The following is a 20550-nucleotide window of genomic DNA, read 5'->3' on the forward strand; positions in this document are numbered from 1 at the left end:
AGAGCATGATCGTTTTTCTTGAGCTCCTCAGCCAGTACCGTACCCAACAATTAAACAGGGATTTGTCATGAAAAGAATTATGGGTGTTTTGTTAGCTGTCCTCCTAAGTTCTAGCGCTGGCGCGGAGACGAAGCCGGTTACGGTTAGCCCATTCCAGCAAGGGTTTATTAACGTGGTCAAGGACTACGCAGCACAATACGAGCAAGCGCCCAACGAACTAAAGAAGTCAGCGTTGGTGAAGAAGCGGTTGGATTCCATCTCGAAGCTGCCAGGGAAGTCTAGCAAGGTGGATGGTTGGTATGGGACGGTTGAAAAAATGGGCACCACCGGTGACGGTGACGCGTATTTGATCATTCACCCTATGACAGACGATATGACTTTGGGTACTTGGAACAACGGTTTTTCTGATGCCGGTTCGAAGACTCTTATCAAAAGCGGATCGCCTTTGTATGACGCGATAGCAGAGTTGGAGGAAGGCGACCTAGTGGTTTTCTCCGGCGCCATCGGCAAGCCAAAGAACATGACAGAGAATGGGACGATGACTGATCCTGATTTTCTCTTCAAATTTACCAAGGTGCAGAAAGTCCAGTGAGCGCGGCTGTGCTTAGTCCTTGCCTGGCCTAGTGCCGGGCTTTTTATTGGGTTTGTCTGTAGGAAGCGTGCCTCATGACTCGAATCTATTGCTACGTCATCACTCATGATACGGGCTTTGCCCCAAACCCCTTTGGCGGCGTTCTAACCCTGGCTACGTGTAAACCTATAATTCGACGTACAGCAGAAGTGGGGAGCTGGCTGGTGGGCACGGGATCGGCCTCTCTCGGCCTGAGAGGTAAACTTGTATACGCAGCCAAGATCGTAGAGGTGCTGACGCTTGAGGAGTACGGTAAAGATCCGCGGTACATGTTCAAGCGGCCCTCAGTGAATGGGGATGGCACTGACCGCCAGGGGGATAACCTTTATTTCAAGGACGAGAAGGGCGACTGGTTTCAACGCGAAAGCGTTCATCATGATTGTTATCACATGGATCGTGATTTGAGTGGGGAGAATGTCCTCATAGCTAAAAAATTCTGGTATTTCGGAAGCCAGGCTTGTGATCTACCTGAAGATTTGCAACAGATTGTCCAGAATGGACGGGGCTACAAGTGCACCGACTCTCCCGATGTCATTGCTCGCTTAGAGAACTGGTTGATGACGTATCAGCCGGGCATCGGTGCTGAGGCAGTAGCTTCAGGTTCGGGTGTGTGTGGACCATGCTGAACACTGAATTGATTGCGCAGCTAAATTTTCTAGAACGCTATCCCCCTGCGGCTCTGAAACTTAATTCCTTGTATATCCATTTCAAGTCGACCTAGATTGCACACCATGTTGATGCGCAACCTAGGGAGGTCAGCAAGCGCCTCTTACGTCTTCTGCCCAATAGTCAAGGCATAATTAGGGCAGCATCAGCAGCGATACGCAAATAGCCTTGTCAATATGTCTCGGCGATCAGTGCCTGTGTCGCCTGATAAAAATTCAAAGCTCATCAAATCTACAGATCGCTGTGAGGCATCCTGACCCAGTTTTTTAAGAATGGAGCGAACTTTGTTAGAATCCACGAGGCTCCAAATGGCAAGTAATGACCATCGTGGATTCGGCGACAACGTTTCCAGTAATATATCTGCGGACCATTTAGGCGGGAGCTTGCTCCAGCTCAATGCGGCATCAATTCCAGTATCTGGGATTTCAAAAAAGTCTGGAAATAAACGTACAGCATCTTTCCAAGCAGCTAGATACATTGGTTCATGAATTTCTAGCATGACTATTTCATTTGCTATCAAAGCTGCGTTTTCGGCTGTGTTTGAATATGCCCTCCATGACCCATCTGGAAAAGCCTCTTCTACAATCCACTGATTAGGAGAGGCTTCTACAGCATCGCTTTTAGAGTAGGTTGGGTTTAAAGAGATAATTTGCGGCCACATATTCACTAGCGATTTGGAGAAAAACTGTTTCGCCACACGGAATCCTTGAACGCTATGAAGTAGTAGTTTTTCAATGTCTTCGGAGTTGTAGATTTTATATTTTATTTTTTTGTTTATGCGGAGTCTTTCGAGTTTCTGAAATAACCCTTCTGATGCGATCGTGGAATAGAACCCTACGAAAACATCACAGTTATGTTCTGCCAGCCTGTCGAGTATGTCTTCCTCATCGCCTCGTCCCACGGAGTTGCCCGAGTGAGCATAATGCTTGCAGCTGACCAGCCAGTACTCAAAGCCATTATTTATCTTAACTTTTACGCGAATATCGATACCACCATCAGCGCCGCGGCCCGGGTCTTTTACAATCTTGTGGCCCAGAACTGATTCGAAAAACTGTTTGCCGAATTTTTCAAATTGATCTATGTCTCCCGTGCCATCTTTTGCCGAAGCGATTTCTTTGAAGTTGAACCTTGCCAATTTTAGTGTCCTGTATTGGTGACATTGAACGGGTTTTGATTTTCTATGAGCAGTGATTTGGCTTTATCCATCACTGGAAAGTTGCTAAGACCGAACGGCGTTTAGATATTTTAGCTGCTGGCTGCTGGCTGCTGGCTGCTGCCGGAGAATCATTGTCAGCATATCGGCCTTTCTTTGTGGACCTTTAAGCAGCTGAAGGTAGGCTTCTGCTTTTGATTTGCAAGCTGGTTTCTTGCGGGAGGGGGAGAGCGTTTCTCTGTTGTTTACGTGGGACTGTCGCGACCCAAGTGAACAACGTTTAGGTGTCAGCGCATAGCTCGTGAGTCGTATAGGGCCGTCCCGATGAGTCGCCGCACTGCATCCTCAACGATGCATCCTGTTACGAACTCCCCTCTGATTGTTAGAGCTGAGAACCAGCACCGTCTCTAGCCCTCGAGTCTTATCTCGACGATGTGCGCTGCTGCCTATTACATTGTGCTAACTGACGATAGACTGGATGCTATTGCTGCCCAGGTGGGATATTGCGTCTCCTTGAAATCTCTCCTGTTTACGGGGTTTGAATGAGACTGCTCTCGCAGAGCAACAATGTATTGGATGCTTCCACGACATATAAAAGGGTGCGTCATGAGCTTTAACGGGTTTCTGGCTGTGGATCCTTACCTAACCTTCGCAGAAGGCGAGCTAGGGTTTAAGGAGAAGTTATTCGTAGGACTGGATGGTGTGCCTAGCGATAAGTCCTGGTATGGCGAGGAGTGGGGCGGGATGCAGTTGCTTCCGTCTGTTTGGCGGCTTGGCCGCGAAGCATACGTTATTGTTGCAAAAAAAATGGGGCGAAATCCAACACTTCAAGATTTTAAGAATACCTATCAAGAAATTATTGCTATTGAAGAAGAGTTTGCCCCAGTAGCGCAGAGTTGGATTGATGAAGGTGTTCTGGTTCTACATTCAAGCGCGGATGAACCACCTATAAAAGACCTCGCTTCAGAAATACAAGACGTGCCATTTGGCTGGCTCATAGAAGTATTCATGCGTGCGGCAAAGGGCTCGGTCGTTAGCGGGGAAATATCCGCAGATAAGTTTCCGGATTTTGAGGGGCTGCTTGCCTCAATAGCTGTAATGTATGTGGATAGCTGTGTGATTGCTAGGCACATAGATGGTCGGGGGTTGGATGAGGCAATTGATATTGTTCAAACAAATTTAGCTTCGGCGAATTTATATCGTGAATGCATAAACTCGGTCAGCCTTGCCTTGGGAGCCAGAGCGAAGAAGGCGAGTAAGAGCCGGCACGAATCTATGAATTTACTGAAGGCTAAGCTTGTTGAAGAGTGGGAAAGATCAAGGGGCGAATACGAGAGTCGCGCAGATTTTGTTAGGATCGTCGCACGGCTTCATGGAGTAAAAGAACGCACTCTTTACGAATGGATCGGTAAGCATGAGCAGTTAAAAAAGTAGCTGGAGTACGGTTTGCGCGCACACCGTACATTCTACGAGCAAACCGTACTGTTTGGTTTCACTCGAATCACTTAACCTGCCCATCAGCCATAAGGCCGTATCGCCTATCAGGGGATTATGCGGGACACAGGCAGACAGGCCGTGATGGTTGAGATTTAGGTAGCACGAAGCCTTCACTCAGGATCTGAGCAACTTACTCATTTTTGGTTTTCGAGTTACCTCCGAACAGGTCGTGAACTGGAGTTCCTCGAATTTCATCAATGTATTCCTTGGGTGCGAAGAACTGGGCTGACACCTTGGTGATCTCATCCTCTGAATGATTCAGTTGTAGAGGACTTCCTTCTATCTGTGCTGCCCCGACCATAGCTTCCAACATGTAGTCGCTTAATAGTTTGTTTTTCTCGTTTTGACCGAGGGATGAGTATTCCTCTGCAAGTTTTTTATGCTGACCTCTAGTGAAATGCAGAGAGCATCTGACAGGTCCGAGTTTTTCAAACGTAACCTCAAACATGAGTTCGACATCATCTGCCTCTTCATTTTCCTTTAACTGCTCGACAGGAACGTCGAGAGCTTCAGCTAGTCGGAGGAGAACCTTCAATCTGGGATGAGATTTTCCTGATTCGTATTTAGAAATCATCGACCAAGCTATCCCCGCTGCGGCGGCGAGGTCACGCTGGGTCAGCCCTTTTTCGGCTCTTAGGAGGGCGAGTTTCTTTGCAAACGAGCTGTTCATTGAGGCCTTTGTACACCGATATCAATGTACAAAGCCTACGTCCCACCCTAGGTAGGATGCAACAAAAGACACATGCGTGTTGACAAGTGAAACAAAGGAAGCAAAACTGCACAAAAGGAAACGACACAAAGGAAGCGGAAATGAGTAATCCCAAAATAACCACTGCTGTCCGCATGCTTTTGGAGATGCGAGCATTGCTTGAAAGTAGAGCTGCAGAAAATGGCCGTAGCCTTAGCGGAGAAATTGTCTATCGGCTGAGGAGATCGTTAGAGCAGGAGATGGAGCATGAAAAACGGAAGGCAGAAAAAAGCCCCAAGCGCGCCAACGCTTGAGGCCTATGAAGCAGTGAACATTTCTGAGGACATTCACATGAAACAGGATACGGCATCACAGGAAAAACTCAATGCTGGCGCCATCAAGGTGCCGCTTACCGTTGAGAGCTCATTCGTTAGCTGCAATGTCGAGAGACAGGAGTTGTTGGCGGTGCGCCCAGGAATTCCTGCCGTGGATGCGCTTAACCAGGCGTCCTGCATTCTCTACAGTGTGAGAGAGTCGCTGTGTGAAGCCGGGATGCAAACTCTGGTCATATCTCCAAGCCAAGCATGGTTGCTCCACATGGCCGTCGAGTCAGCCAAAGCGGTTATTGACTCTGTGGGTGAAGGCCTGGAGAAGCTCGCATGAACAACGCTTTGAGCCAACATGGGCATCCAGCCGGGGTAGCGACACATTTTCAGATTCACCAGCACGTGCCGCGGACTATGTCCTCACAAGAAATCGCGGATCTGGTCAGCGCTCGGCACGATAGCGTGAAACGCACCATCGAGCGCTTGGTAGAGAAGAGCATCATTTCCCGACCACCGTTGGTGGATGGGCCCAAATCAGGGAATGGAGTGGTTGTTAAGGAGTACTTGGTAAACAAGCGCGATAGCTTCATCGTCGTTGCCCAACTCTGTCCAGAGTTCACCGCTCGCTTGGTTGACCGCTGGCAGGAGTTGGAAGAGCAGATTGCGAAGCCAGTTTTTGACTACGCTGCCGCACTGAGCGATCCCCGAACTCTACTGGCGCTGCTCACCGAAAACGTGACGAAGGTCGTTGCGCTGGAGGCGGACAACACCGAGTTGACCAAAGAGAACCATCTACTGGAAGTGAAGGTTGAGCAGGATGCGCCGAAGGTTGCATTCCACGATATGGTCACGGTTTCGCATCAAACCTATAACGCTGCGCAGGCTGCGAAGATCATCGGCACGGGCCGCACCAGGCTGCTGCAGTTCATGCGGCAGAAGGGCTGGGTGACGAGGTCTAACGAGCCATATCAAGCGAAAATCGAAGCCGGTCTGCTTGATGTGAAGCTGGGTTCGTTCGAGCATCCAATCGAAGGCACGATCCCGACGTGCTCGACGCTGATCACTGGCAAGGGGCTGACCAAGCTTCAGGCGATGTGGCAAAACCGCGAAGAGGACTTGCTGAAGGAGTAGGGGAGAGAGCCCGGCCATGTGCTGGGCTTTTTGCCACCTAGGCTCAGAGCTTTTCGGTATTGGCTTTCTCGAGCAGTCCCGCAATGCCTTCCAGCAGCACCAGATCCGACTCCTTGAGTTTTCCCTTCGCCGCGGCGCGGGCAAGCTTGTCGAGGATTGCGATCGATTTAGGCGAGGCGTTTCCGATCATCGCCTGATACACGGGGGATTGTTCCCGGATGATTTCAACGCGGCCGAACTCACCCTCGATAACGTTCGAACCGTAGCCAGCAGGGTTAACAAGAACGCCAGGGGCCAATCCGATTTTCTGCTCGAGGTTGAGTGCCGCTTTTTCGCCAAGGCCTCGATGGCCATTGAGGATCTGGGACAGATACGACGCGTCCAGATCGTGTTGCTCTGCGAATTCTTTCTGACTGAGTTGGCCGATTACACGCCGCAGCGCTTCGACCCGAAGAGTTTTCATATCCATAGGTGAATAGTGATCCTGCGTTAGCAAACAGTAAATTATAAAATGCTATTGCCATGTAAATTAGCAAAGTGTAATCTGAAGCTCTTTCGGAGATCACCATGACGCTACTCGAACTCATCCGCTCCTTGGAGCCGGCGCAACTCGATGCTCTAGCGGAGCGAAGCGGTACAAGCGTTGGCAACCTCAAACAGATTGCTTACGGATACCGACTCGCAGGACCTGGCCTGGCAATCAATCTTGATCGCGAGTCGGGGAGGGCGGTGACATGTGAAGAACTGCGTCCTGATATCGACTGGGCTTATCTGCGCAATTCACCTACCAGCTCCGAGCAATCTGCCGCCTGAGTCGATGAGCAAAGTTTCGCTCATCGACAAAACGTGCTGCCACGACAACCGCCAAGAGGTTTCCCGAATGGAACAGGTACATCGAGCAATTCATGAGGCAGTGCTGGATGCGGGGCCAAAGCAGTTGGCTCATCTGATGGGCATGAGCCACACCGCTCTTCTGAATCGCAGCAATCCAAATGATGACTCGCACCGGCTGAACCTGGAGCAGTTCCTACAGATCCTGGTGCACAGCAACAACCCGGAGCCGTTACAGCAATTGGCAAACGCCTTGGGATACGAACTGGTGCCACGGGTGAGACCTGAAGGGGTCAGCCTGACTCAAGCCTTGGTGCATCTGGCGGCAGAGTCAGGTGATGTCTCTCGCGCCGTTCATGACGCCCTGGCGGATGGGCGCGTTTCGCAGATTGAGAAGGCTGGGATCCAGAAAGAGATCGGCCATGTACGGCAGTGCCTGCTGGTGTTGGAGGAGTCGGTAAAGGCCGCTTGATCGGGCCAGCGAAAAGCTTAAACGGCCGAGAAATTACTCCCGAGCGTGTAGGCGTGGATGATGCGTCCATCCAGGCGGAGACGTTGATCAGAGCAGGGCTTGCATTATTTCAAACAAGTGGATGATGAGATTCACCCGGGGCAGAAAGCAACAAGCCCGGCGGGAACCGGGCCTATCAATCGTCCTGTGCAACCAGGACAACACATCTCAATGAGGTACTAATCATGGCACACGCAATCCGTAGTGAACAAGTCAGTTCGAATGTACATGCATTCCCTCGTCCTCAGGTACGGGACTCTGAAGTTACGTTGTATGAAGCCAAAAAAGGAAGTGCTCTGCATGGTTTGAGCGAAGAGCAACGCATCGCGGTCGCGGAACTCATCCAGGCCGAGCGGAAGAATGCGGTTAGATGGTGGACCTTCCTCAATGAAATGCGCGCGCGCGGCTCCTTACCAGATTGGGTCAAGAATCAAGGTGTCGGTACCGGCCCAGAGTACGAGCGTTACCGGATCGATTGCGAGGCTGTAAACCTGGAGCTCTACGGAACCCGGCGAGTGCACGCCGCGGGTGGTTATTGCAGTGTGGAGTTCGACGCATGAGCCTGCCAAATATTCCCATGACACTGAAAGCCGATTCACCAGGTTCGGTATACATCGTAGGCCGGGAGAAAACTAAATGAGGTCTCTCCTTAAGTCGCCTGCGGAGCCCACCACGCCCTGCAAGATAGCTGGGCCTTGGCCTGTCTATACCAGCTTCCGAAATCTCCCTGAGCGTGATCGCTGGGTGCTTTACGGAAGTGCCAAGGCGTATAGACAGGCCTTGGAAGATCAGGGGTTCATCATGGCTGAGTCTTACGACGCTTTCATCAAGCGTGTGACCAACGAGTTGGAGCTCTGAACTATGAGCATCATTCGCGCCCCTCGCCCTGAGGGGAACTTCTACCTGTTGAGCAAAAGCATCAGTGAGGACCGACGATTGAGTTGGGGCGCTCGCGGCATGTTGGTGTTTCTGCTGGGTAAGCCTGACCACTGGAAAGTCTCTCCGGCACATCTGCGCGGCGAGACAGCGGCATCTGCAAAACCCACTGGCCGGGATGGGATCTACGGGCTCCTGGACGAGTTGATTAACGCCGGTTACGTGCGTCGAGAGCAGTCACGGAGCGAGGCCGGCGTGCTCGGTGAAGTGAACTATTTGGTCTCGGAAACACCGCTTCCGGATTTACCGTATCCGGCTGAACCGCATACGGCTCGACCGCATACGGCAAATCCGACACTAGTAAGTATTGAAGGTAAGCAAGGACTGAATGAAGCAGTAAAGACTGAAAAATCTGCCGGCGAACCGAATCTGATGGAGGCCTTCGAGCAGTTCTGGAAGCTGTACCCAAACAAGGCAAGCAAGAAGGACGCTCGTAAGGCTTGGGAGAGATTGAAGCCAAATGCCGAGCTTCAGCAAACCATGTTGACCGCATTGGCCCAGCATCGACTTTCCCGAGATTGGTTGAAGGATGACGGTCAGTACATTCCCCATGGGGCCCGTTGGATTAACGGAGAGAAGTGGAACGACGTGCTGAAAACCGCAGGCACGAGCTCAATTTCGGCTTATCACGGTCTGCCAAGCCATACGCAGGATCTATACCCGGAGGTGAAGAATGGCGCGAACTTCTAATTTTTGCCGGCAGCCTTGTGTTCGCTTCTTTGCTCTCGAATGTCCGGTGCATGGCTCGGTGAGCAGTTCTGAAATTGAGCAGTTCGACGGCTCGGTATTGCCTCGTGGCTGCAAGCATTGCCACTGGGAGGCATTACACACTGCGCCAAAGACGTCCGAGGCTCACATCCTCGCTCGAGGCAGGAAGCAGGCTGAGGACCTGAATAAGCTGCTCTTAGGCTCTGGTATCACTCCACGCTTTAACGGATGCACGTTCGAAACTTACAGGACTACAGGTGGAGGTGAGGGAATGTCCAAGGCCCTGAATGCCTGCATGGACTACGTCGATCAGTTTCCCGACAACTACGCCGCCGGCCGATCACTGGTCCTTACCGGCAACGTTGGCAATGGCAAGACGCACCTTGCCTGCTCGATCGTCCATGCAGTCATTCGTAAGCATGGAGCTCAAGCGGTAATCGTCACTGCAGCTGAGATCATCCGCGTCTTCAAGGGAGCGATGGATCGCAGTGCCGAATATTCGGACAGAGAAGTTCTCGACGAGTTGGCTGCCTTCGACTTGTTGGTAATCGACGAAGTCGGTGCTCAAAGTGGCAGCGCGTACGAACTCGGTGTTCTTCATGAAGTGATCGATCGACGCTACCAGCTCGTCCTGCCGACTGTTGTGGTCTCCAATCTTGCTGCTGCAGATCTGGCTCGTTACATCGGAGACCGAGCGCTCGATCGCCTGCGTCAGGCTGGCGGGAAGGCCATTGGTTTCAACTGGGCATCCGCGCGAGGTGCTGTATGACGCGAGAACTGTTTAGCGATGAGGCGGAGCACGCTCTGTTGGGCGCCATGTTGTTGGACTCCGACTTATTCGATGCCATCACAGCCCACGTGCAGGTCTCGGACTTCCATGATCCAGAAAATGCGGCACTGTTCCAAACGATGATCGGCTGTCACTCAGCTGGTTGTCCCGTTGACCCTGTAACGCTGCATGACTTCGCCGAGTACTTGCCGAGCGGCGCCCGTACGATGCTTACGCCGCCGAGCTGGCGCGCAACACGCCCAGCACCGCCAACTGGAAGGCCTACGCCAAGGTGGTGAAAGAGCGCGCCGTGCTGCGCCGCCTAGTGGACGCTGCCGACGCGGTGCGCGAGCTGGCCACGGAGAACCGGCCTGTCGCCGAGATCATCGCCAATGCTCAGCAGGCAATGGCAGATCTGCGCGACCTACAAACGGGGGAGCCGGATTACAAGCGCATGGATGAGGTCGTGACGCGGAACATCGATATCATTGACTCCAAGTTCACTGGAACTCTGCAGTCGGGCCTGTCGACCGGCTTGGTGGACCTAGACAAGCTGATCAGAGGCCTGCGTAAAAAGACTGTCACCATCGTGGCCGGCCTGCCAGGGAGCGGCAAAACCACTCTCGGCCTGCAGATCGCCCAGCACATTGCGTGCAGCGGTGCTGGTGTCGGCATGGTGTTCTCGTTGGAAATGCCGGAGGAGGAACTTGGCAATCGTGCGCTGGCGTCCATCGGCGGTATCGACCTGCGAAAACTCGACGACGGCCAGTTGCAGGATGATGACTGGCCGCGGCTGACCTCGGCGGTCAGCAAGATAATCGATAAACCGCTTTTCGTTTGTGACAAGTCCGGACTGACGGTGGCGCGCATCCGCAGCATTGCCCGCCAGGTTCAGCGCACCCATGGACTCGATGTGGTGGTGATCGATTACATCGGTCTGATTGGCTCAGACGGTAAGGCGTTCAACCGCACTTCGGAGCTGGGCAAGATCTCGACCGGGATCGTGAACATCGCCAAGGAGCTGGAGGTGCCGGTGATCCTGCTGGCGCAGCTTAACCGCGACTCGACGAAGCGCCCGGGCAAAAAGCCAATCGCTTCCGACCTGCGTGACTCCGGTCAGATCGAGGCGGATGCCCACTGCATCATTCTCGTTCACCGGGATAACGACTCGGAGGAAGGCCAGAACGGCGTCACCGAACTGATCATGCCCAAGTGCAGGCACGCTCGGGTCGGCTCCTGCCTTGTCCAGCAGCAGGGCGAGTACGCTCGATTCGTCAACTTCGCTGGGAGTAGGGAACCATCGGACGAAGAGGTCGAGATGAATCGCCCATTCGCTAGCAAGTACAGGGGGAGTGGTCAATGAGTGGTCAAGTTGCTGCGATGCCTCCGCGCAAGAGTATGAGTGATTTGGAGCGGCAGTTTCTAAAGGTCGCCGGCGAAGAGCTGGCCAAGATCAAGATAGGAGGGCCGACCGCGCTCGCGTATCTGCTGGACATGGTCGCCAGTTGGCATGGCAACCGAGCACAAATCGGCTTCCATGACTTTGGGCAGCGGTGGTTGATCGAGGGGAATGCCAAAAACAAACCTGCTGACCGGTTGCTGCGAAACCTGTTCGGCCTGCGTGATCCAGACCCGAGGAAGGCGGCATGAAGAAACGAACTTACGTTGGCAAGGTTCTAGGGGATACCGAGTGGTTGCTGGAGCAGTGGGGCTTCTGGCGCATGGATGGAATGGGTGTGCCGAGCTACGTGTCGCCTCTTTACGCGCTGATCCGCGATAACACGCCATGCGTTGGTGGGGTGAAGGAATACAGCCTCACTGACGACCTGGCGCTTGTAATCGATGGCGCGGTATCCAGGCTGATCAGCCGTGACACGCAGATGGGGGACTTCATCTGGTTGTACTTCGGCGCCAAGTGGCCCGCCCTGCGAATTGCTCGGGCGGCGGGCATCGGCGAGGCCAAAGCCCGGGAGGTGATCAAAGCCGGCGTGGCATGGGTTGACTGCGCGCTGGAGATAATTCGCAAGGCTGCATAGAACCTGGAGGAGTGCGATTGAAGACAGTTGCGCCGCTTGGGCGTATCAATCGCATTCCACTGACCGCTTTCCGTTGAACCCGGTCGGTATAATCAAAAATATGGTCAGGGGATGATGTAGATGGACGATATCCAAAAAAAGCTCGGAAAACTGAACCGCACGGTCGACGCGCTCTTACAGGAATGCGAGCTGGCAGTTATGGTCCATGAGACGTGGCGCCCTACAGCGTATGACGTTGACCTTCATGACCGTATCGGCACTTCATTTGCTGCTCATGCCTTTCAGATCATTCGGTTTTCGCTTCGTCGTGAAATGTTATTGGCGCTGTCCCGACTATGGGACAAAAACCCAGCTGCTGCGAGGATGAGTCTTATCGCGGCAAATCTGCGTGACCCGAAACTTTTTGACGCTCTAGTCCAGTCCAGGGCCCAGCGCTTTCGCCATGGCTCCAAGTTTGCGCCCGCGGCCTTAAGCAAGGCGCTCACGGAAAAACGGGTTCAAATTTTGAACTTGATTGATAAATACAGCGAAGGTGGCAAAGCTTCTAAAGTTCGGGAGAAACTAAAGACTTTGCGTGACGAGCATTTGGCGCACCGACAAATTCCAAACGCACCAGAAGTGGAGAGCGGCGAACCGTCTGTTTGGGCTACAGATGACGAGGTCGAGACGCTCTATCAAGACAGCTTGGAAATCGTGAGCTTGGTTTTGAGCTTGGTTCAAGGTATGGGCTTAGACTTCTCGGATGCCTCTAGCGTCTACAAGCACCATGCGAAGTTCTTTTGGGCTGCTGCGCGCGGAGAACGCACCGAGGGGCATCCCAATTATCGTCCGCCGGTGTCGTGAGAGAAAAAGCTTTCCACGCGGATAAACACCTGTTTTCATGGCACGGTGTTCAGCTTATCAAGCGCGACACAACAGGCGCAGCCCGACTGTCGGGCATTCTTCTTGCTCGAAAGGATTCAGCTCGTGGAATACACCGCATCTACTCTAGCCGCCGAATTGAAGCATCAGATCATCAGGCAGTTGCCGTCCAGGCCGCTAGTCGGTGGCGGATTCCGTCATTTTGAACTCAAAGCATCGGTCCAGGCCGAGGTCAGTGCCGAAGTCTCCTATAAAGCGTTTGAAGCAGTGCTATTTGATTTGAGCGCCAAATACCCAGAGTGGGAGATAGAGCTTCAAGGCAGCCATGATAACTTGAAGGCGACCTTCACTAGATAATTCGTGCATTTTGGCAGAAGATCTCAACGTCAAACGGTGCTAATGTCCGCTAGGTCGAACCTGACACAGAAAACGCATGGAGTTGTCTATGGAGACCGCTGCAGATTACGAAAACCAATTGCTCTTGGCGATCAGTCGTTCTACTGAGCATGGCCCTGTGGGCATTGCTATTGAGCGTAACCCTGCACCAAAAGATAAAGCGCACTGGCATAGGCTGAAATCTTGCTTGAGCGATTTGGTTCAGCGCGGACTTCTCAAAGCCTTTACATGCTCGCTTTCGCACTCTCTAAGGCATGACGTCACTCGATCTGGGTGGATGCACCTGCGGGCGTTGCGCAAGCGCAAACGAGTTGCATAGTCGTCCTAGCATGAGCCCAGCCATCGCGCTGGGCTTTTTTTCGCCTCGAATATACCTGTAGCCAGGACAGCCTTCGGGATAGCCTGGACGTCGATAGCCGGATAGTGCGACGCACGGAAACAACACCGGCAGCCCACGCACCCTGACCTCAACTTGCTTTCGGGGTGGCGCGAGACTGGATCAGCGAGATCGATGCAAAGGGGCGTCGACGTTGAGAAGGCCTTTGGCAGACAGCTCGGAAAGACGAGCGCACCTATTCAGGGCCTCTGCATTCGCAGGGGCCTTTTCGTTTCTTCATGCCCACGGAGTCGAGCGCATGGATTCTTTGCACCGCCTGCTCGACAGATTGGATCTTCTGATCGCCGGCCTGTTCGGCGTCATCGTGGCCAGTTGGTGGCATAAAGACGATCTGACCGATTGGCGCGCCTGGCTGATTTTCCTCACCACAGGCCTGGCCTGTTCCGTGTACCTGACCGGCATGGTCAGCGCATACCTCGGCGTGACCGAGCCGAATATCGCTACCGGTGTCGGCTTTCTGCTCGGCACCTTCGGCGGATCGCTGCTCGCAGCCATTAACCGAGCCATCAAAGCCGCTGATCTCTGGGCGCTCATTCGCCAGAGGTTCGGGGGAGGCAACCCACCATGAACATCGAACTGACGAACTCCATTGCCTGCGGCTTGATTGCCTGGTGGGCGACCTGGTGCGTTCTGAGCGGGAAAGTTCGTGACGGAGTCATCGGCAAGCTGATCTATTCGGCGATCGCCATCAGCGGGTTTGTGGTGATGAGCCGGGAGCAGACCATCTTCATGATGGGTCCGACCACCGCTGGGATCACATTGCACGTCTCGCTGGCCCTGGCCGGAATGCGCTACATCTTCATGGTCATCTGGTGGCAGCGAGTGAAGGCCTGGCTGTGTCGGACGCTGAACTGTGAGCATTGCCTGCGCTGTGACAAGGCGCCGGGCGGTATCGAGCGTCGGGGTAAATGACCAAATCGTTTCGCTCAGAATCAGCCTGTGCGCAGGCCGGAGGCAGTATGAAGACCGAATACCAAGTTCGCCCTGTGACCCGTTACATCGTCACTTGTTACACGCAGGAGGCGCCGAGTGCTGGGGGTGGGGGTGGCGCCTCGTCTATCGCCGTCGGTGAGTTCAGCAATGCTCAGCAGGCCGACACTGTCGCCGATGCGATGGTCGCCAAGGATCTTGCGGCAGGCATTGAATCGCACCGGAGTCGCCACGGGTTGAGTCTCGGCGAAGTGATATCCGGCCAGCGTGTCGGGCAATCATAAGTCGCGACACGTTTCGCGAATCAGCAAATTGTGTCGCGACACGCGACGAGGAGAGGCTATGTCCCAGGAATATGTTGGCACCAAGCAAGTAACGGCTTTCCCATTCCAGCATCAAGATGGGCGTGAGGGCTACAAAGTCCAGTATGAGAACGGCTATACCAGTTGGAGCCCGAAGGATGTCTTCGAGAAGGCCTACATCGGAATCGGCCAAGTTAAGCAGCTTCCGCCGCACGTCCAGCGGATGATCGGTGAAAAGGCGCAGAACGATGATCGCTTGGCCAAGCTGACCGCCTTCATCAAAACCCCTGGCTTCCGCGAGCTGAGCGCAAAGTCGCAAGAGTTGCTGACGACTCAAGCCGGCGCCATGGGTGAGCTTTCCGAAATCCTGGCCGAGCGTATCGCTCTCTGAGGTAGCGCATGACGACCATTGCTTACAAGGATGGCGTTATCGCCTATGACTCACGACAGACCAGGTCAGGGGCAATCGTTTCAGATGATTGCTCGAAGTGTGCGGTCGTTGATGGGGTCAGCTTCTTGCTGGCGGGTGCTGTGTGTGACGAGAAGGCCCTGATCGCTGCCTACTTCGGAACTCCCTCGCCAGTCCCAGTGGAATGCTCGGGCTATGTCGTTGATGGCGGCAAGCTGCTGATGGTCGGCCACGACGACAAGACGGGTATCTGGAAGCAGGAGCTCGACCCTGCCAACCCTGACGCCATTGGCAGCGGTTCGGCCTACGCACTGGCGGCGATGGATATGGGCGCAAGTGCAGAAGATGCAGTGCGTGCCGCCATGAAGCGTGACATCTACACCGGTGGCACGATCCGCACACTGATCATCAATGAGGGGATGGCTGATGCAAAGACCAATGCCCCCGGCGTCACTGCTTGAGCTGTCCGATCTATCCGACTTCGGCATCCGCCTGAGCCCGGCGCCTGAGGTCTGGGAGTGGCTCCAAGCCGAAATCCTCGCTGACACCGGCAGCATCCACAACGAAGAACATGCCCATCTGATCGATGCGGACATTCGAGTGATGTGGGCGTCTTCGAGCTTCGAGAAACAAGGCAGAACAGTCCTGGGCCAGGCCGAGCAGGTAGCGTTCCGCGCTGGTGGTTGGCAGAAGGCTCGGATGGAGCAGCAGATGTGCGATTGGTTCGGCGAAGTTCCGGACTTCATCATCACTCTGGCGGCCGATTACTGCTCACGATGCAGCGATATCGACTTCTGCGCTCTGGTTGAACACGAACTTTATCACCTGGCTCAGGCGTACGACCGATACGGCCAGCCAGCCTTCACCAAGACAGGCGCCCCCAAACTGAAACTCCAAGGCCATGACGTCGAGGAGTTCGTCGGAGTGGTCCGTCGATACGGTGCAAGCCCTGACGTGCAAGCGTTGGTGGATGCTGCAAACAAGCCTGCTGAGGTAGGAAAAATGAACATTGCGAGGGCCTGCGGAACCTGTCTGCTCAAGTCGGCCTGATTCTAGACAGGCCCTAGACGGATAACGAATTTATGGCAGCCCTGAAAAATGAGGTGAAGAGCTTCATCGTTCAGGCCTTGGCGTGCTTTGACACACCATCTCAGGTAGCTGAGGCCGTCAAGAACGAATTCGGCGTGGTACTGACCCGCCAACAAGTGGAAAGTCATGACCCGACCAAGGCTTGTAGCAAGGGGCTGGCGGTGAAGTGGCAAACCCTATTCAACGACACCCGCCAGCGTTTCCGCGAAGAGACGGCAGAAATCCCGATCGCTAACCGCGCCTATCGACTGCGAGCCATGAACCGGTTCGTCGAGAAGGCCGAGACGATGAAGAACATCAGCTTGGCTATGCAGATCCTCGAGCAGGCCGCGAAGGAAGTCGGAGACGTCTACGTCAACCGGCAGAAGAAGGTCGACGACGAGAGTGAACCAGCCGTGCCGACGTCGGTGACGGTTCAAGTGATCAACGCGAGGAAGCCGGATGCCGAGCCTGAATGTTCCGCAGGCTGATTTCCTCCAGCTTCCACACAAATTCCGAGGTTTCGTTGCCGGGTTCGGTTCGGGCAAGACCTGGGTCGGCTGCGCGGCGCTGTGCAAACACGTGTGGGAATGGCCGGGGATCAACTCCGGCTACTTCGCTCCGACATACCCGCAGATTCGCGACATCTTCTTCCCGACCATCGAGGAAGTTGCCTACGACTGGGGCCTGAAGGTCAAGACGAAGGAGAGCGACAAAGAGGTCGACTTCTACAGCGGCCGGCAGTACCGCAGCACCACGATCTGCCGCTCGATGGAGAAGCCGCAGACCATTGTCGGCTTTAAGATTGGCCACGCACTGGTGGATGAGCTTGACGTGCTGCCCTCGCTGAAGGCGCAGCACGCCTGGCGCAAGATCATTGCCCGGATGCGCTACAACGTGCCCGGGCTGAAGAACGGCGTAGACGTGACCACGACCCCTGAAGGGTTCAAGTTCGTCTTCCAGCAGTTCGTGAAGCAAATCCGCGAGAAGCCAGCGCTGGCCGAGATGTACGGGCTGGTCCAGGCAAGTACCTTCGACAACGAGCTGAACCTGCCGGACGACTACATCCCATCGCTGATGGAGTCGTATCCGGAGCAACTGATCCGGGCCTACCTGAATGGCCAATTCGTCAACCTGACCTCTGGCTCGATCTACCACGCCTACGACCGCAAGCTGAACCAGTGCTTCGACACTGTGCAGCCTGGCGAGCCGCTGTTCATCGGTATGGACTTTAACGTCGGCAAGATGGCGGCGATCACACACGTCAAGCGTGATCAGGGGCTGCCTCGCGCCGTGGATGAGTTGATGGATGGCTACGATACGCCGGATATGATCCGCCGCATCAAGGAACGCTACTGGGAACACACCGGCAACGACTTCAGGAAGACCTGCGAGATCCGTATCTACCCGGATGCCTCCGGTGATTCACGCAAGTCGGTCAACGCCAGCCTCACCGATATCGCCATGCTCAAGCAGGCAGGCTTCACAGTCATCGCGCCGGCGGCCAACCCACCGGTTAAGGATCGGATCAACGCCATGAACGCCATGTTCTGCAACGCGCAGGGCGAGCGGCGTTACCTGGTCAACCCGTTTACCTGCCCGACATACGCTGACGGCCTGGAGCAACAGATCTGGGCGCCAAACGGCGAGCCAGACAAGAGTCAAGGAAACGACCACGCCAACGACGGCGGCGGTTACTTCATTCACCGCGAGTACCCGATCGTTAAACCGGTCACCTCAATGAAAATGGGAGTCGCCCGATGACGGACGTCACATTTACTCGTCCCGAGTACACGGCGGCGCAGTACCGCTGGCGCTTGGTGCGCGACGTCTGCAAAGGCTCCGAGACCATCAAGGCTGCCGGCGACCGTTACCTGCCAAGGCCGAATGCAGCCGACACCAGCGAAGACAACAAGCAGCGCTACGAGGCGTACAAGAAGCGATCCGTGTTCTACAACGCCACTGGCCGAACGAAGCACAGCCTTGTCGGAGCGGTGTTCCGCACCTGGCCCACGCTGACCGTTCCCGGCGCGCTTGATTACGTGGCCAAGGACGTCGACGGACAGGGCGTGAGTGTCTACCAACAGTCCCAGTCGGTGATCGGGCACCTGCTCGAAGTGGGCCGCCACGGACTGCTGGTGGATTACGCTGCAGTCGAGGCAGGCACGGTCAGCAGGGCTGACGAGATTTCTGGTCGGGCGAGGGCGAGCATTGCCAGCTACACAGCCGAATCGATCATCAACTGGAAGACTCGCCAGGTCGGCGGTCAGCACCTGCTGAGCCTTGTTGTGTTGCGCGAGGCGGTTGATGTCGATACTGATGACGGCTTCGGCAGTGAGCAGGTTGTTCAGTACCGCGTATTGCGTCTGGATTCGACCGGGATGTACACGCAGGAGGTGTGGGAGGAGGGATCGAGCAAGACTTCGCAGGTTGTCGCCCCGTTTACTCCGCTGAATGGGGTTGGTCGACCATGGCAGGTGATTCCGTTCCAGTTTGTTGGAAGCGAAAACAACGACACTACCATCGACGACGCTCCGCTGTACGACATGGCCGAAGTGAACATCGGTCATTACCGGAACAGCGCGGACTATGAGGAAGCCGCCTACCTGGTGGGGCAGCCTCAGCCGTGGATGGCGGGTCTCGACGAGCAGTGGCGCGATCATATGGAGGCGAACGGAATTTTCCTTGGGTCCCGCGCGCCTTGGCTGCTTCCTGTCAGCGGTACTTGCGGCGTCTGGCAGGCCCAGCCCAACACGGTTGCCAAGGAGGCCATGGACGCCAAGAAACAGGACATGGTTTCGCTCGGCGCCCGGTTGATTGAACGTGGTAGCGCGGTGAAGACGGCAACCCAGGCCGACAACGACAGCGCCGCCGAACACAGCGTCCTGTCGCTGGTGGTCAGCAACGTCAGCGAGGCATACAGCCAGTGCCTGGCGTGGATGGCTGAGTTCGTGAATGCCGACGGCGAGGTGGTCTACAAGCTTAACCAAGACTTCAGCCAGATCACTCTGGACGCGACGATCCTGACTGCACTGTTCAATGCGGTGCAGGGCGGCAAGCTGCCTGAGGGCGACTTCTGGCAGTACCTGCGCGATCGCGGCGTGATCAACCCAGAGAAGACGGATGACGAAATCCGGGATGAGCTGGAGGCGCAAGGAACCGGCCCCGACCTGGATGATGACGAGGTGATACCGAATGGCGGAAAACCAAGCAATCCTTGATGCCACGATCCGGCACGCCGTCTTCCTCGAGCAACTGAAGTCGGGAGAGGTGGCGAAGTTCGCACCATTCCTCAAGGAGATTGATCGCTCGATTCGCGAGCGGCTGACCCGGGCGGATCTGACGGATTACACCGTTGCACGTCTGGAGCGGCTGCTCAGCGAGGTCGACAGCCTGCTGCTGGGCATCTTCGACCGGTACAGCGAGAAGCTGAACCTTGATCTAGTGGATATCGCCAACTACGAGGCCGAGTTTGAAGCAACCAGCCTCACTCGGGCGGCGCCGGTTGGTGTTTCGTTCGATGCAGCGGTGCCAGGTGCGGCGGCAGTCAGAGCGGCAATCCTCACCAACCCGCTCAGCGTGCGCGGCGCGGACGGCGGCAAGCTGCTCAAGTCGTTCATTGATGGCTTCACCGCCACCGAGCGACAACGCCTCACAGGTGCGATCCGGCAGGGCTTCTTCGAAGGCCAAACCAACTTCCAGATCATCAAGAACATTCGCGGCACCAAGGCGCTGAAGTACAACGACGGCATCCTGGCCACGACCAACCGGAATGCCGGTTCGATCGTGCGGACGGCGGTGCAGCACGTCGCTACCCAGGCGCGCATGGAGACGCTGAAAGCGAACTCTGATGTCGTGCAGTCGGTGGAGTGGGTCAGCACGCTGGATTCGAAGACGACCAGTCAGTGCCGGACGCTCGATAAGCGCCGGTTCAAGCTGGCCGAAGGGCCAAGGCCGCCGATCCACATCAACTGCCGGTCGACGGTGGTGGCGGTGACGCGCTTCAGTGATTTGTTCGCGGAGGGCGCCACGCGGGCATCCGTCGGTGACGATGGCCCGCAGCAAGTGAGGGCAGACCTCAGCTATTACGACTGGCTCAAGCAGCAGCCGGCAGCATTTCAGGACAAGGCCATTGGCCCGATGCGGGCGAAGCTGTTCCGCGAAGGAGGCCTGAGTGTCGAGCGTTTCGCCGAGCTGCAGCTTGATCGAAATTTTTCACCTCTGACCCTCGTCCAGATGAAGGCTCTTGAACCATTGGCATTCGAGAAGGCCGGAATTTAGTCGTATTGTTGCAGTGTCAAGCA

General features: G+C 55.1%; 29 protein-coding genes and 1 pseudogene. 27 read left to right on the forward strand and 3 right to left on the reverse strand.

The window, feature by feature from the left end; all coding sequences use genetic code 11:
- Window positions 1–67 precede the first annotated feature (67 nt).
- Window positions 68–592 carry a hypothetical protein gene (locus HT737_RS00005; protein WP_182400822.1) on the forward strand — a complete coding sequence of 175 codons (525 nt, stop codon included), beginning with the start codon at window positions 68–70 and terminating at the stop codon, window positions 590–592.
- Between the two features lie 74 nt (window positions 593–666).
- Window positions 667–1257: a hypothetical protein gene (locus HT737_RS00010; RefSeq protein WP_306287115.1), complete on the forward strand. Its 591-nt coding sequence runs from the start codon at window positions 667–669 to the stop codon at window positions 1255–1257.
- A gap of 185 nt (window positions 1258–1442) precedes the next feature.
- Here HT737_RS00010 and HT737_RS00015 read toward each other — a convergent pair whose 3' ends face one another.
- Entirely contained in the window at window positions 1443–2432 is a 990-nt protein-coding gene (locus tag HT737_RS00015; RefSeq protein WP_182400824.1) for a restriction endonuclease, read from the reverse strand.
- Between the two features lie 624 nt (window positions 2433–3056).
- Between HT737_RS00015 and HT737_RS00020 the strand changes: the two genes are divergently transcribed.
- Window positions 3057–3884: a hypothetical protein gene (locus tag HT737_RS00020; protein WP_182400826.1), complete on the forward strand. Its 828-nt coding sequence runs from the start codon at window positions 3057–3059 to the stop codon at window positions 3882–3884.
- 193 nt (window positions 3885–4077) lie between these two features.
- On the opposite strand, the gene HT737_RS00025 is transcribed toward HT737_RS00020, so the two are convergent.
- Entirely contained in the window at window positions 4078–4617 is a 540-nt protein-coding gene (locus HT737_RS00025; protein WP_182400828.1) for a helix-turn-helix domain-containing protein, read from the reverse strand.
- A 140-nt stretch (window positions 4618–4757) separates the two neighbouring features.
- Between HT737_RS00025 and HT737_RS00030 the strand changes: the two genes are divergently transcribed.
- Genes HT737_RS00030 through HT737_RS00040 form a run of 3 tightly spaced genes read left to right on the forward strand, consistent with a single transcriptional unit; the run spans window position 4758 to window position 6092 of the window.
- A complete protein-coding gene (locus tag HT737_RS00030; RefSeq protein ID WP_182400830.1) occupies window positions 4758–4949 on the forward strand; it encodes an Arc family DNA-binding protein in 192 nt (63 codons plus the stop codon).
- The gene (locus HT737_RS00035) at window positions 4903–5298 is read left to right on the forward strand and encodes a DUF3077 domain-containing protein (protein ID WP_182400832.1); all 396 of its coding nucleotides are present in this window, start codon (window positions 4903–4905) and stop codon (window positions 5296–5298) included. The genes HT737_RS00030 and HT737_RS00035 overlap by 47 nt, the downstream gene beginning before the upstream one ends.
- A complete protein-coding gene (locus HT737_RS00040; RefSeq protein WP_182400834.1) occupies window positions 5295–6092 on the forward strand; it encodes a phage antirepressor KilAC domain-containing protein in 798 nt (265 codons plus the stop codon). Before HT737_RS00035 ends, HT737_RS00040 begins: the two co-directional genes overlap by 4 nt.
- 43 nt (window positions 6093–6135) lie before the next feature.
- On the opposite strand, the gene HT737_RS00045 is transcribed toward HT737_RS00040, so the two are convergent.
- Window positions 6136–6561 carry a hypothetical protein gene (locus HT737_RS00045; protein ID WP_182400836.1) on the reverse strand — a complete coding sequence of 142 codons (426 nt, stop codon included), beginning with the start codon at window positions 6559–6561 and terminating at the stop codon, window positions 6136–6138.
- 98 nt (window positions 6562–6659) lie between these two features.
- On the opposite strand from HT737_RS00045, the gene HT737_RS00050 reads away from it, so the two are divergent.
- From HT737_RS00050 to HT737_RS00145, 21 genes and pseudogenes are all read left to right on the forward strand, one after another.
- Window positions 6660–6905: a YdaS family helix-turn-helix protein gene (locus tag HT737_RS00050; protein ID WP_182400839.1), complete on the forward strand. Its 246-nt coding sequence runs from the start codon at window positions 6660–6662 to the stop codon at window positions 6903–6905.
- 4 nt (window positions 6906–6909) lie between these two features.
- On the forward strand, window positions 6910–7395 hold the full coding sequence (locus HT737_RS00055; RefSeq protein WP_306287116.1) for a phage regulatory CII family protein: 486 nt from the start codon (window positions 6910–6912) through the stop codon (window positions 7393–7395).
- 308 nt (window positions 7396–7703) lie between these two features.
- Window positions 7704–7994 (forward strand): hypothetical protein, encoded by a 291-nt coding sequence (locus HT737_RS00060; protein WP_182400841.1) that lies wholly within the window; start codon window positions 7704–7706, stop codon window positions 7992–7994.
- Between the two features lie 76 nt (window positions 7995–8070).
- Window positions 8071–8292, forward strand: a complete 222-nt coding sequence (locus tag HT737_RS31560; protein WP_306287117.1) for a hypothetical protein — start codon at window positions 8071–8073, stop codon at window positions 8290–8292.
- Window positions 8293–8295: 3 nt separating this feature from the next.
- On the forward strand, window positions 8296–9060 hold the full coding sequence (locus HT737_RS00065; protein WP_182400843.1) for a hypothetical protein: 765 nt from the start codon (window positions 8296–8298) through the stop codon (window positions 9058–9060).
- A 289-nt stretch (window positions 9061–9349) separates the two neighbouring features.
- Window positions 9350–9847, forward strand: coding sequence for an ATP-binding protein (locus HT737_RS31565; protein WP_306287118.1), 498 nt, complete (start codon window positions 9350–9352; stop codon window positions 9845–9847).
- A pseudogene (locus HT737_RS00075) lies at window positions 9844–11210 on the forward strand (replicative DNA helicase). The gene HT737_RS31565 and the pseudogene HT737_RS00075 overlap by 4 nt, the downstream one beginning before the upstream one ends.
- On the forward strand, window positions 11207–11497 hold the full coding sequence (locus HT737_RS00080) for a hypothetical protein (protein WP_182400847.1): 291 nt from the start codon (window positions 11207–11209) through the stop codon (window positions 11495–11497). Before HT737_RS00075 ends, HT737_RS00080 begins: the two are co-directional and overlap by 4 nt.
- Window positions 11494–11883, forward strand: a complete 390-nt coding sequence (locus HT737_RS00085; protein ID WP_182400849.1) for an antiterminator Q family protein — start codon at window positions 11494–11496, stop codon at window positions 11881–11883. The genes HT737_RS00080 and HT737_RS00085 overlap by 4 nt, the downstream gene beginning before the upstream one ends.
- Window positions 11884–12003: 120 nt before the next feature.
- On the forward strand, window positions 12004–12726 hold the full coding sequence (locus HT737_RS00090) for a hypothetical protein (RefSeq protein WP_182400851.1): 723 nt from the start codon (window positions 12004–12006) through the stop codon (window positions 12724–12726).
- 123 nt (window positions 12727–12849) lie between these two features.
- The gene (locus HT737_RS00095; protein WP_182400853.1) at window positions 12850–13101 is read left to right on the forward strand and encodes a hypothetical protein; all 252 of its coding nucleotides are present in this window, start codon (window positions 12850–12852) and stop codon (window positions 13099–13101) included.
- Between the two features lie 674 nt (window positions 13102–13775).
- Window positions 13776–14105 (forward strand): MFS transporter, encoded by a 330-nt coding sequence (locus HT737_RS00100; protein ID WP_182400855.1) that lies wholly within the window; start codon window positions 13776–13778, stop codon window positions 14103–14105.
- A complete protein-coding gene (locus HT737_RS00105) occupies window positions 14102–14449 on the forward strand; it encodes a hypothetical protein (protein WP_182400857.1) in 348 nt (115 codons plus the stop codon). The genes HT737_RS00100 and HT737_RS00105 overlap by 4 nt, the downstream gene beginning before the upstream one ends.
- Window positions 14450–14496: 47 nt before the next feature.
- The gene (locus HT737_RS00110) at window positions 14497–14751 is read left to right on the forward strand and encodes a hypothetical protein (RefSeq protein ID WP_182400859.1); all 255 of its coding nucleotides are present in this window, start codon (window positions 14497–14499) and stop codon (window positions 14749–14751) included.
- Window positions 14752–14809: 58 nt separating this feature from the next.
- Window positions 14810–15160: a hypothetical protein gene (locus tag HT737_RS00115; protein ID WP_182400861.1), complete on the forward strand. Its 351-nt coding sequence runs from the start codon at window positions 14810–14812 to the stop codon at window positions 15158–15160.
- A gap of 8 nt (window positions 15161–15168) precedes the next feature.
- Window positions 15169–15639, forward strand: coding sequence for a proteasome subunit beta (locus HT737_RS00120; protein WP_182400863.1), 471 nt, complete (start codon window positions 15169–15171; stop codon window positions 15637–15639).
- The gene (locus HT737_RS00125) at window positions 15605–16228 is read left to right on the forward strand and encodes a putative metallopeptidase (protein ID WP_182400865.1); all 624 of its coding nucleotides are present in this window, start codon (window positions 15605–15607) and stop codon (window positions 16226–16228) included. Before HT737_RS00120 ends, HT737_RS00125 begins: the two co-directional genes overlap by 35 nt.
- A gap of 32 nt (window positions 16229–16260) precedes the next feature.
- Window positions 16261–16737 (forward strand): DUF2280 domain-containing protein, encoded by a 477-nt coding sequence (locus HT737_RS00130; protein WP_182400867.1) that lies wholly within the window; start codon window positions 16261–16263, stop codon window positions 16735–16737.
- The gene (locus HT737_RS00135; protein WP_182400869.1) at window positions 16709–18010 is read left to right on the forward strand and encodes a terminase large subunit domain-containing protein; all 1302 of its coding nucleotides are present in this window, start codon (window positions 16709–16711) and stop codon (window positions 18008–18010) included. Before HT737_RS00130 ends, HT737_RS00135 begins: the two co-directional genes overlap by 29 nt.
- Window positions 18007–19467: a DUF4055 domain-containing protein gene (locus HT737_RS00140; RefSeq protein WP_182400870.1), complete on the forward strand. Its 1461-nt coding sequence runs from the start codon at window positions 18007–18009 to the stop codon at window positions 19465–19467. Before HT737_RS00135 ends, HT737_RS00140 begins: the two co-directional genes overlap by 4 nt.
- Window positions 19442–20527: a minor capsid protein gene (locus HT737_RS00145; protein WP_182400872.1), complete on the forward strand. Its 1086-nt coding sequence runs from the start codon at window positions 19442–19444 to the stop codon at window positions 20525–20527. Before HT737_RS00140 ends, HT737_RS00145 begins: the two co-directional genes overlap by 26 nt.
- The last annotated feature ends 23 nt before the right edge of the window (window positions 20528–20550 follow it).

This window comes from Pseudomonas sp. MD195_PC81_125, from assembly GCF_014060985.1.
In the GTDB taxonomy this organism is placed as follows: Bacteria; Pseudomonadota; Gammaproteobacteria; order Pseudomonadales; family Pseudomonadaceae; genus Aquipseudomonas; species Aquipseudomonas parakoreensis.

Bases quoted from the DNA above. Each gene is read 5' to 3' on its own strand.
- HT737_RS00005 (WP_182400822.1), top strand. From the start codon at position 68: ATGAAAAGAATTATGGGTGTTTTGTTAGCTGTCCTCCTAAGTTCTAGC.
- HT737_RS00010 (WP_306287115.1), top strand. From the start codon at position 667: ATGACTCGAATCTATTGCTACGTCATCACTCATGATACGGGCTTTGCC.
- HT737_RS00020 (WP_182400826.1), top strand. From the start codon at position 3,057: ATGAGCTTTAACGGGTTTCTGGCTGTGGATCCTTACCTAACCTTCGCA.
- HT737_RS00025 (WP_182400828.1), bottom strand. From the start codon at position 4,617: ATGAACAGCTCGTTTGCAAAGAAACTCGCCCTCCTAAGAGCCGAAAAA.
- HT737_RS00030 (WP_182400830.1), top strand. From the start codon at position 4,758: ATGAGTAATCCCAAAATAACCACTGCTGTCCGCATGCTTTTGGAGATG.
- HT737_RS00035 (WP_182400832.1), top strand. From the start codon at position 4,903: ATGAAAAACGGAAGGCAGAAAAAAGCCCCAAGCGCGCCAACGCTTGAG.
- HT737_RS00040 (WP_182400834.1), top strand. From the start codon at position 5,295: ATGAACAACGCTTTGAGCCAACATGGGCATCCAGCCGGGGTAGCGACA.
- HT737_RS00045 (WP_182400836.1), bottom strand. From the start codon at position 6,561: ATGGATATGAAAACTCTTCGGGTCGAAGCGCTGCGGCGTGTAATCGGC.
- HT737_RS00050 (WP_182400839.1), top strand. From the start codon at position 6,660: ATGACGCTACTCGAACTCATCCGCTCCTTGGAGCCGGCGCAACTCGAT.
- HT737_RS00055 (WP_306287116.1), top strand. From the start codon at position 6,910: ATGAGCAAAGTTTCGCTCATCGACAAAACGTGCTGCCACGACAACCGC.
- HT737_RS31560 (WP_306287117.1), top strand. From the start codon at position 8,071: ATGAGGTCTCTCCTTAAGTCGCCTGCGGAGCCCACCACGCCCTGCAAG.
- HT737_RS00065 (WP_182400843.1), top strand. From the start codon at position 8,296: ATGAGCATCATTCGCGCCCCTCGCCCTGAGGGGAACTTCTACCTGTTG.
- HT737_RS31565 (WP_306287118.1), top strand. From the start codon at position 9,350: ATGTCCAAGGCCCTGAATGCCTGCATGGACTACGTCGATCAGTTTCCC.
- HT737_RS00080 (WP_182400847.1), top strand. From the start codon at position 11,207: ATGAGTGGTCAAGTTGCTGCGATGCCTCCGCGCAAGAGTATGAGTGAT.
- HT737_RS00085 (WP_182400849.1), top strand. From the start codon at position 11,494: ATGAAGAAACGAACTTACGTTGGCAAGGTTCTAGGGGATACCGAGTGG.
- HT737_RS00090 (WP_182400851.1), top strand. From the start codon at position 12,004: ATGGACGATATCCAAAAAAAGCTCGGAAAACTGAACCGCACGGTCGAC.
- HT737_RS00100 (WP_182400855.1), top strand. From the start codon at position 13,776: ATGGATTCTTTGCACCGCCTGCTCGACAGATTGGATCTTCTGATCGCC.
- HT737_RS00105 (WP_182400857.1), top strand. From the start codon at position 14,102: ATGAACATCGAACTGACGAACTCCATTGCCTGCGGCTTGATTGCCTGG.
- HT737_RS00110 (WP_182400859.1), top strand. From the start codon at position 14,497: ATGAAGACCGAATACCAAGTTCGCCCTGTGACCCGTTACATCGTCACT.
- HT737_RS00115 (WP_182400861.1), top strand. From the start codon at position 14,810: ATGTCCCAGGAATATGTTGGCACCAAGCAAGTAACGGCTTTCCCATTC.
- HT737_RS00120 (WP_182400863.1), top strand. From the start codon at position 15,169: ATGACGACCATTGCTTACAAGGATGGCGTTATCGCCTATGACTCACGA.
- HT737_RS00125 (WP_182400865.1), top strand. From the start codon at position 15,605: ATGCAAAGACCAATGCCCCCGGCGTCACTGCTTGAGCTGTCCGATCTA.
- HT737_RS00130 (WP_182400867.1), top strand. From the start codon at position 16,261: ATGGCAGCCCTGAAAAATGAGGTGAAGAGCTTCATCGTTCAGGCCTTG.
- HT737_RS00135 (WP_182400869.1), top strand. From the start codon at position 16,709: ATGCCGAGCCTGAATGTTCCGCAGGCTGATTTCCTCCAGCTTCCACAC.
- HT737_RS00140 (WP_182400870.1), top strand. From the start codon at position 18,007: ATGACGGACGTCACATTTACTCGTCCCGAGTACACGGCGGCGCAGTAC.
- HT737_RS00145 (WP_182400872.1), top strand. From the start codon at position 19,442: ATGGCGGAAAACCAAGCAATCCTTGATGCCACGATCCGGCACGCCGTC.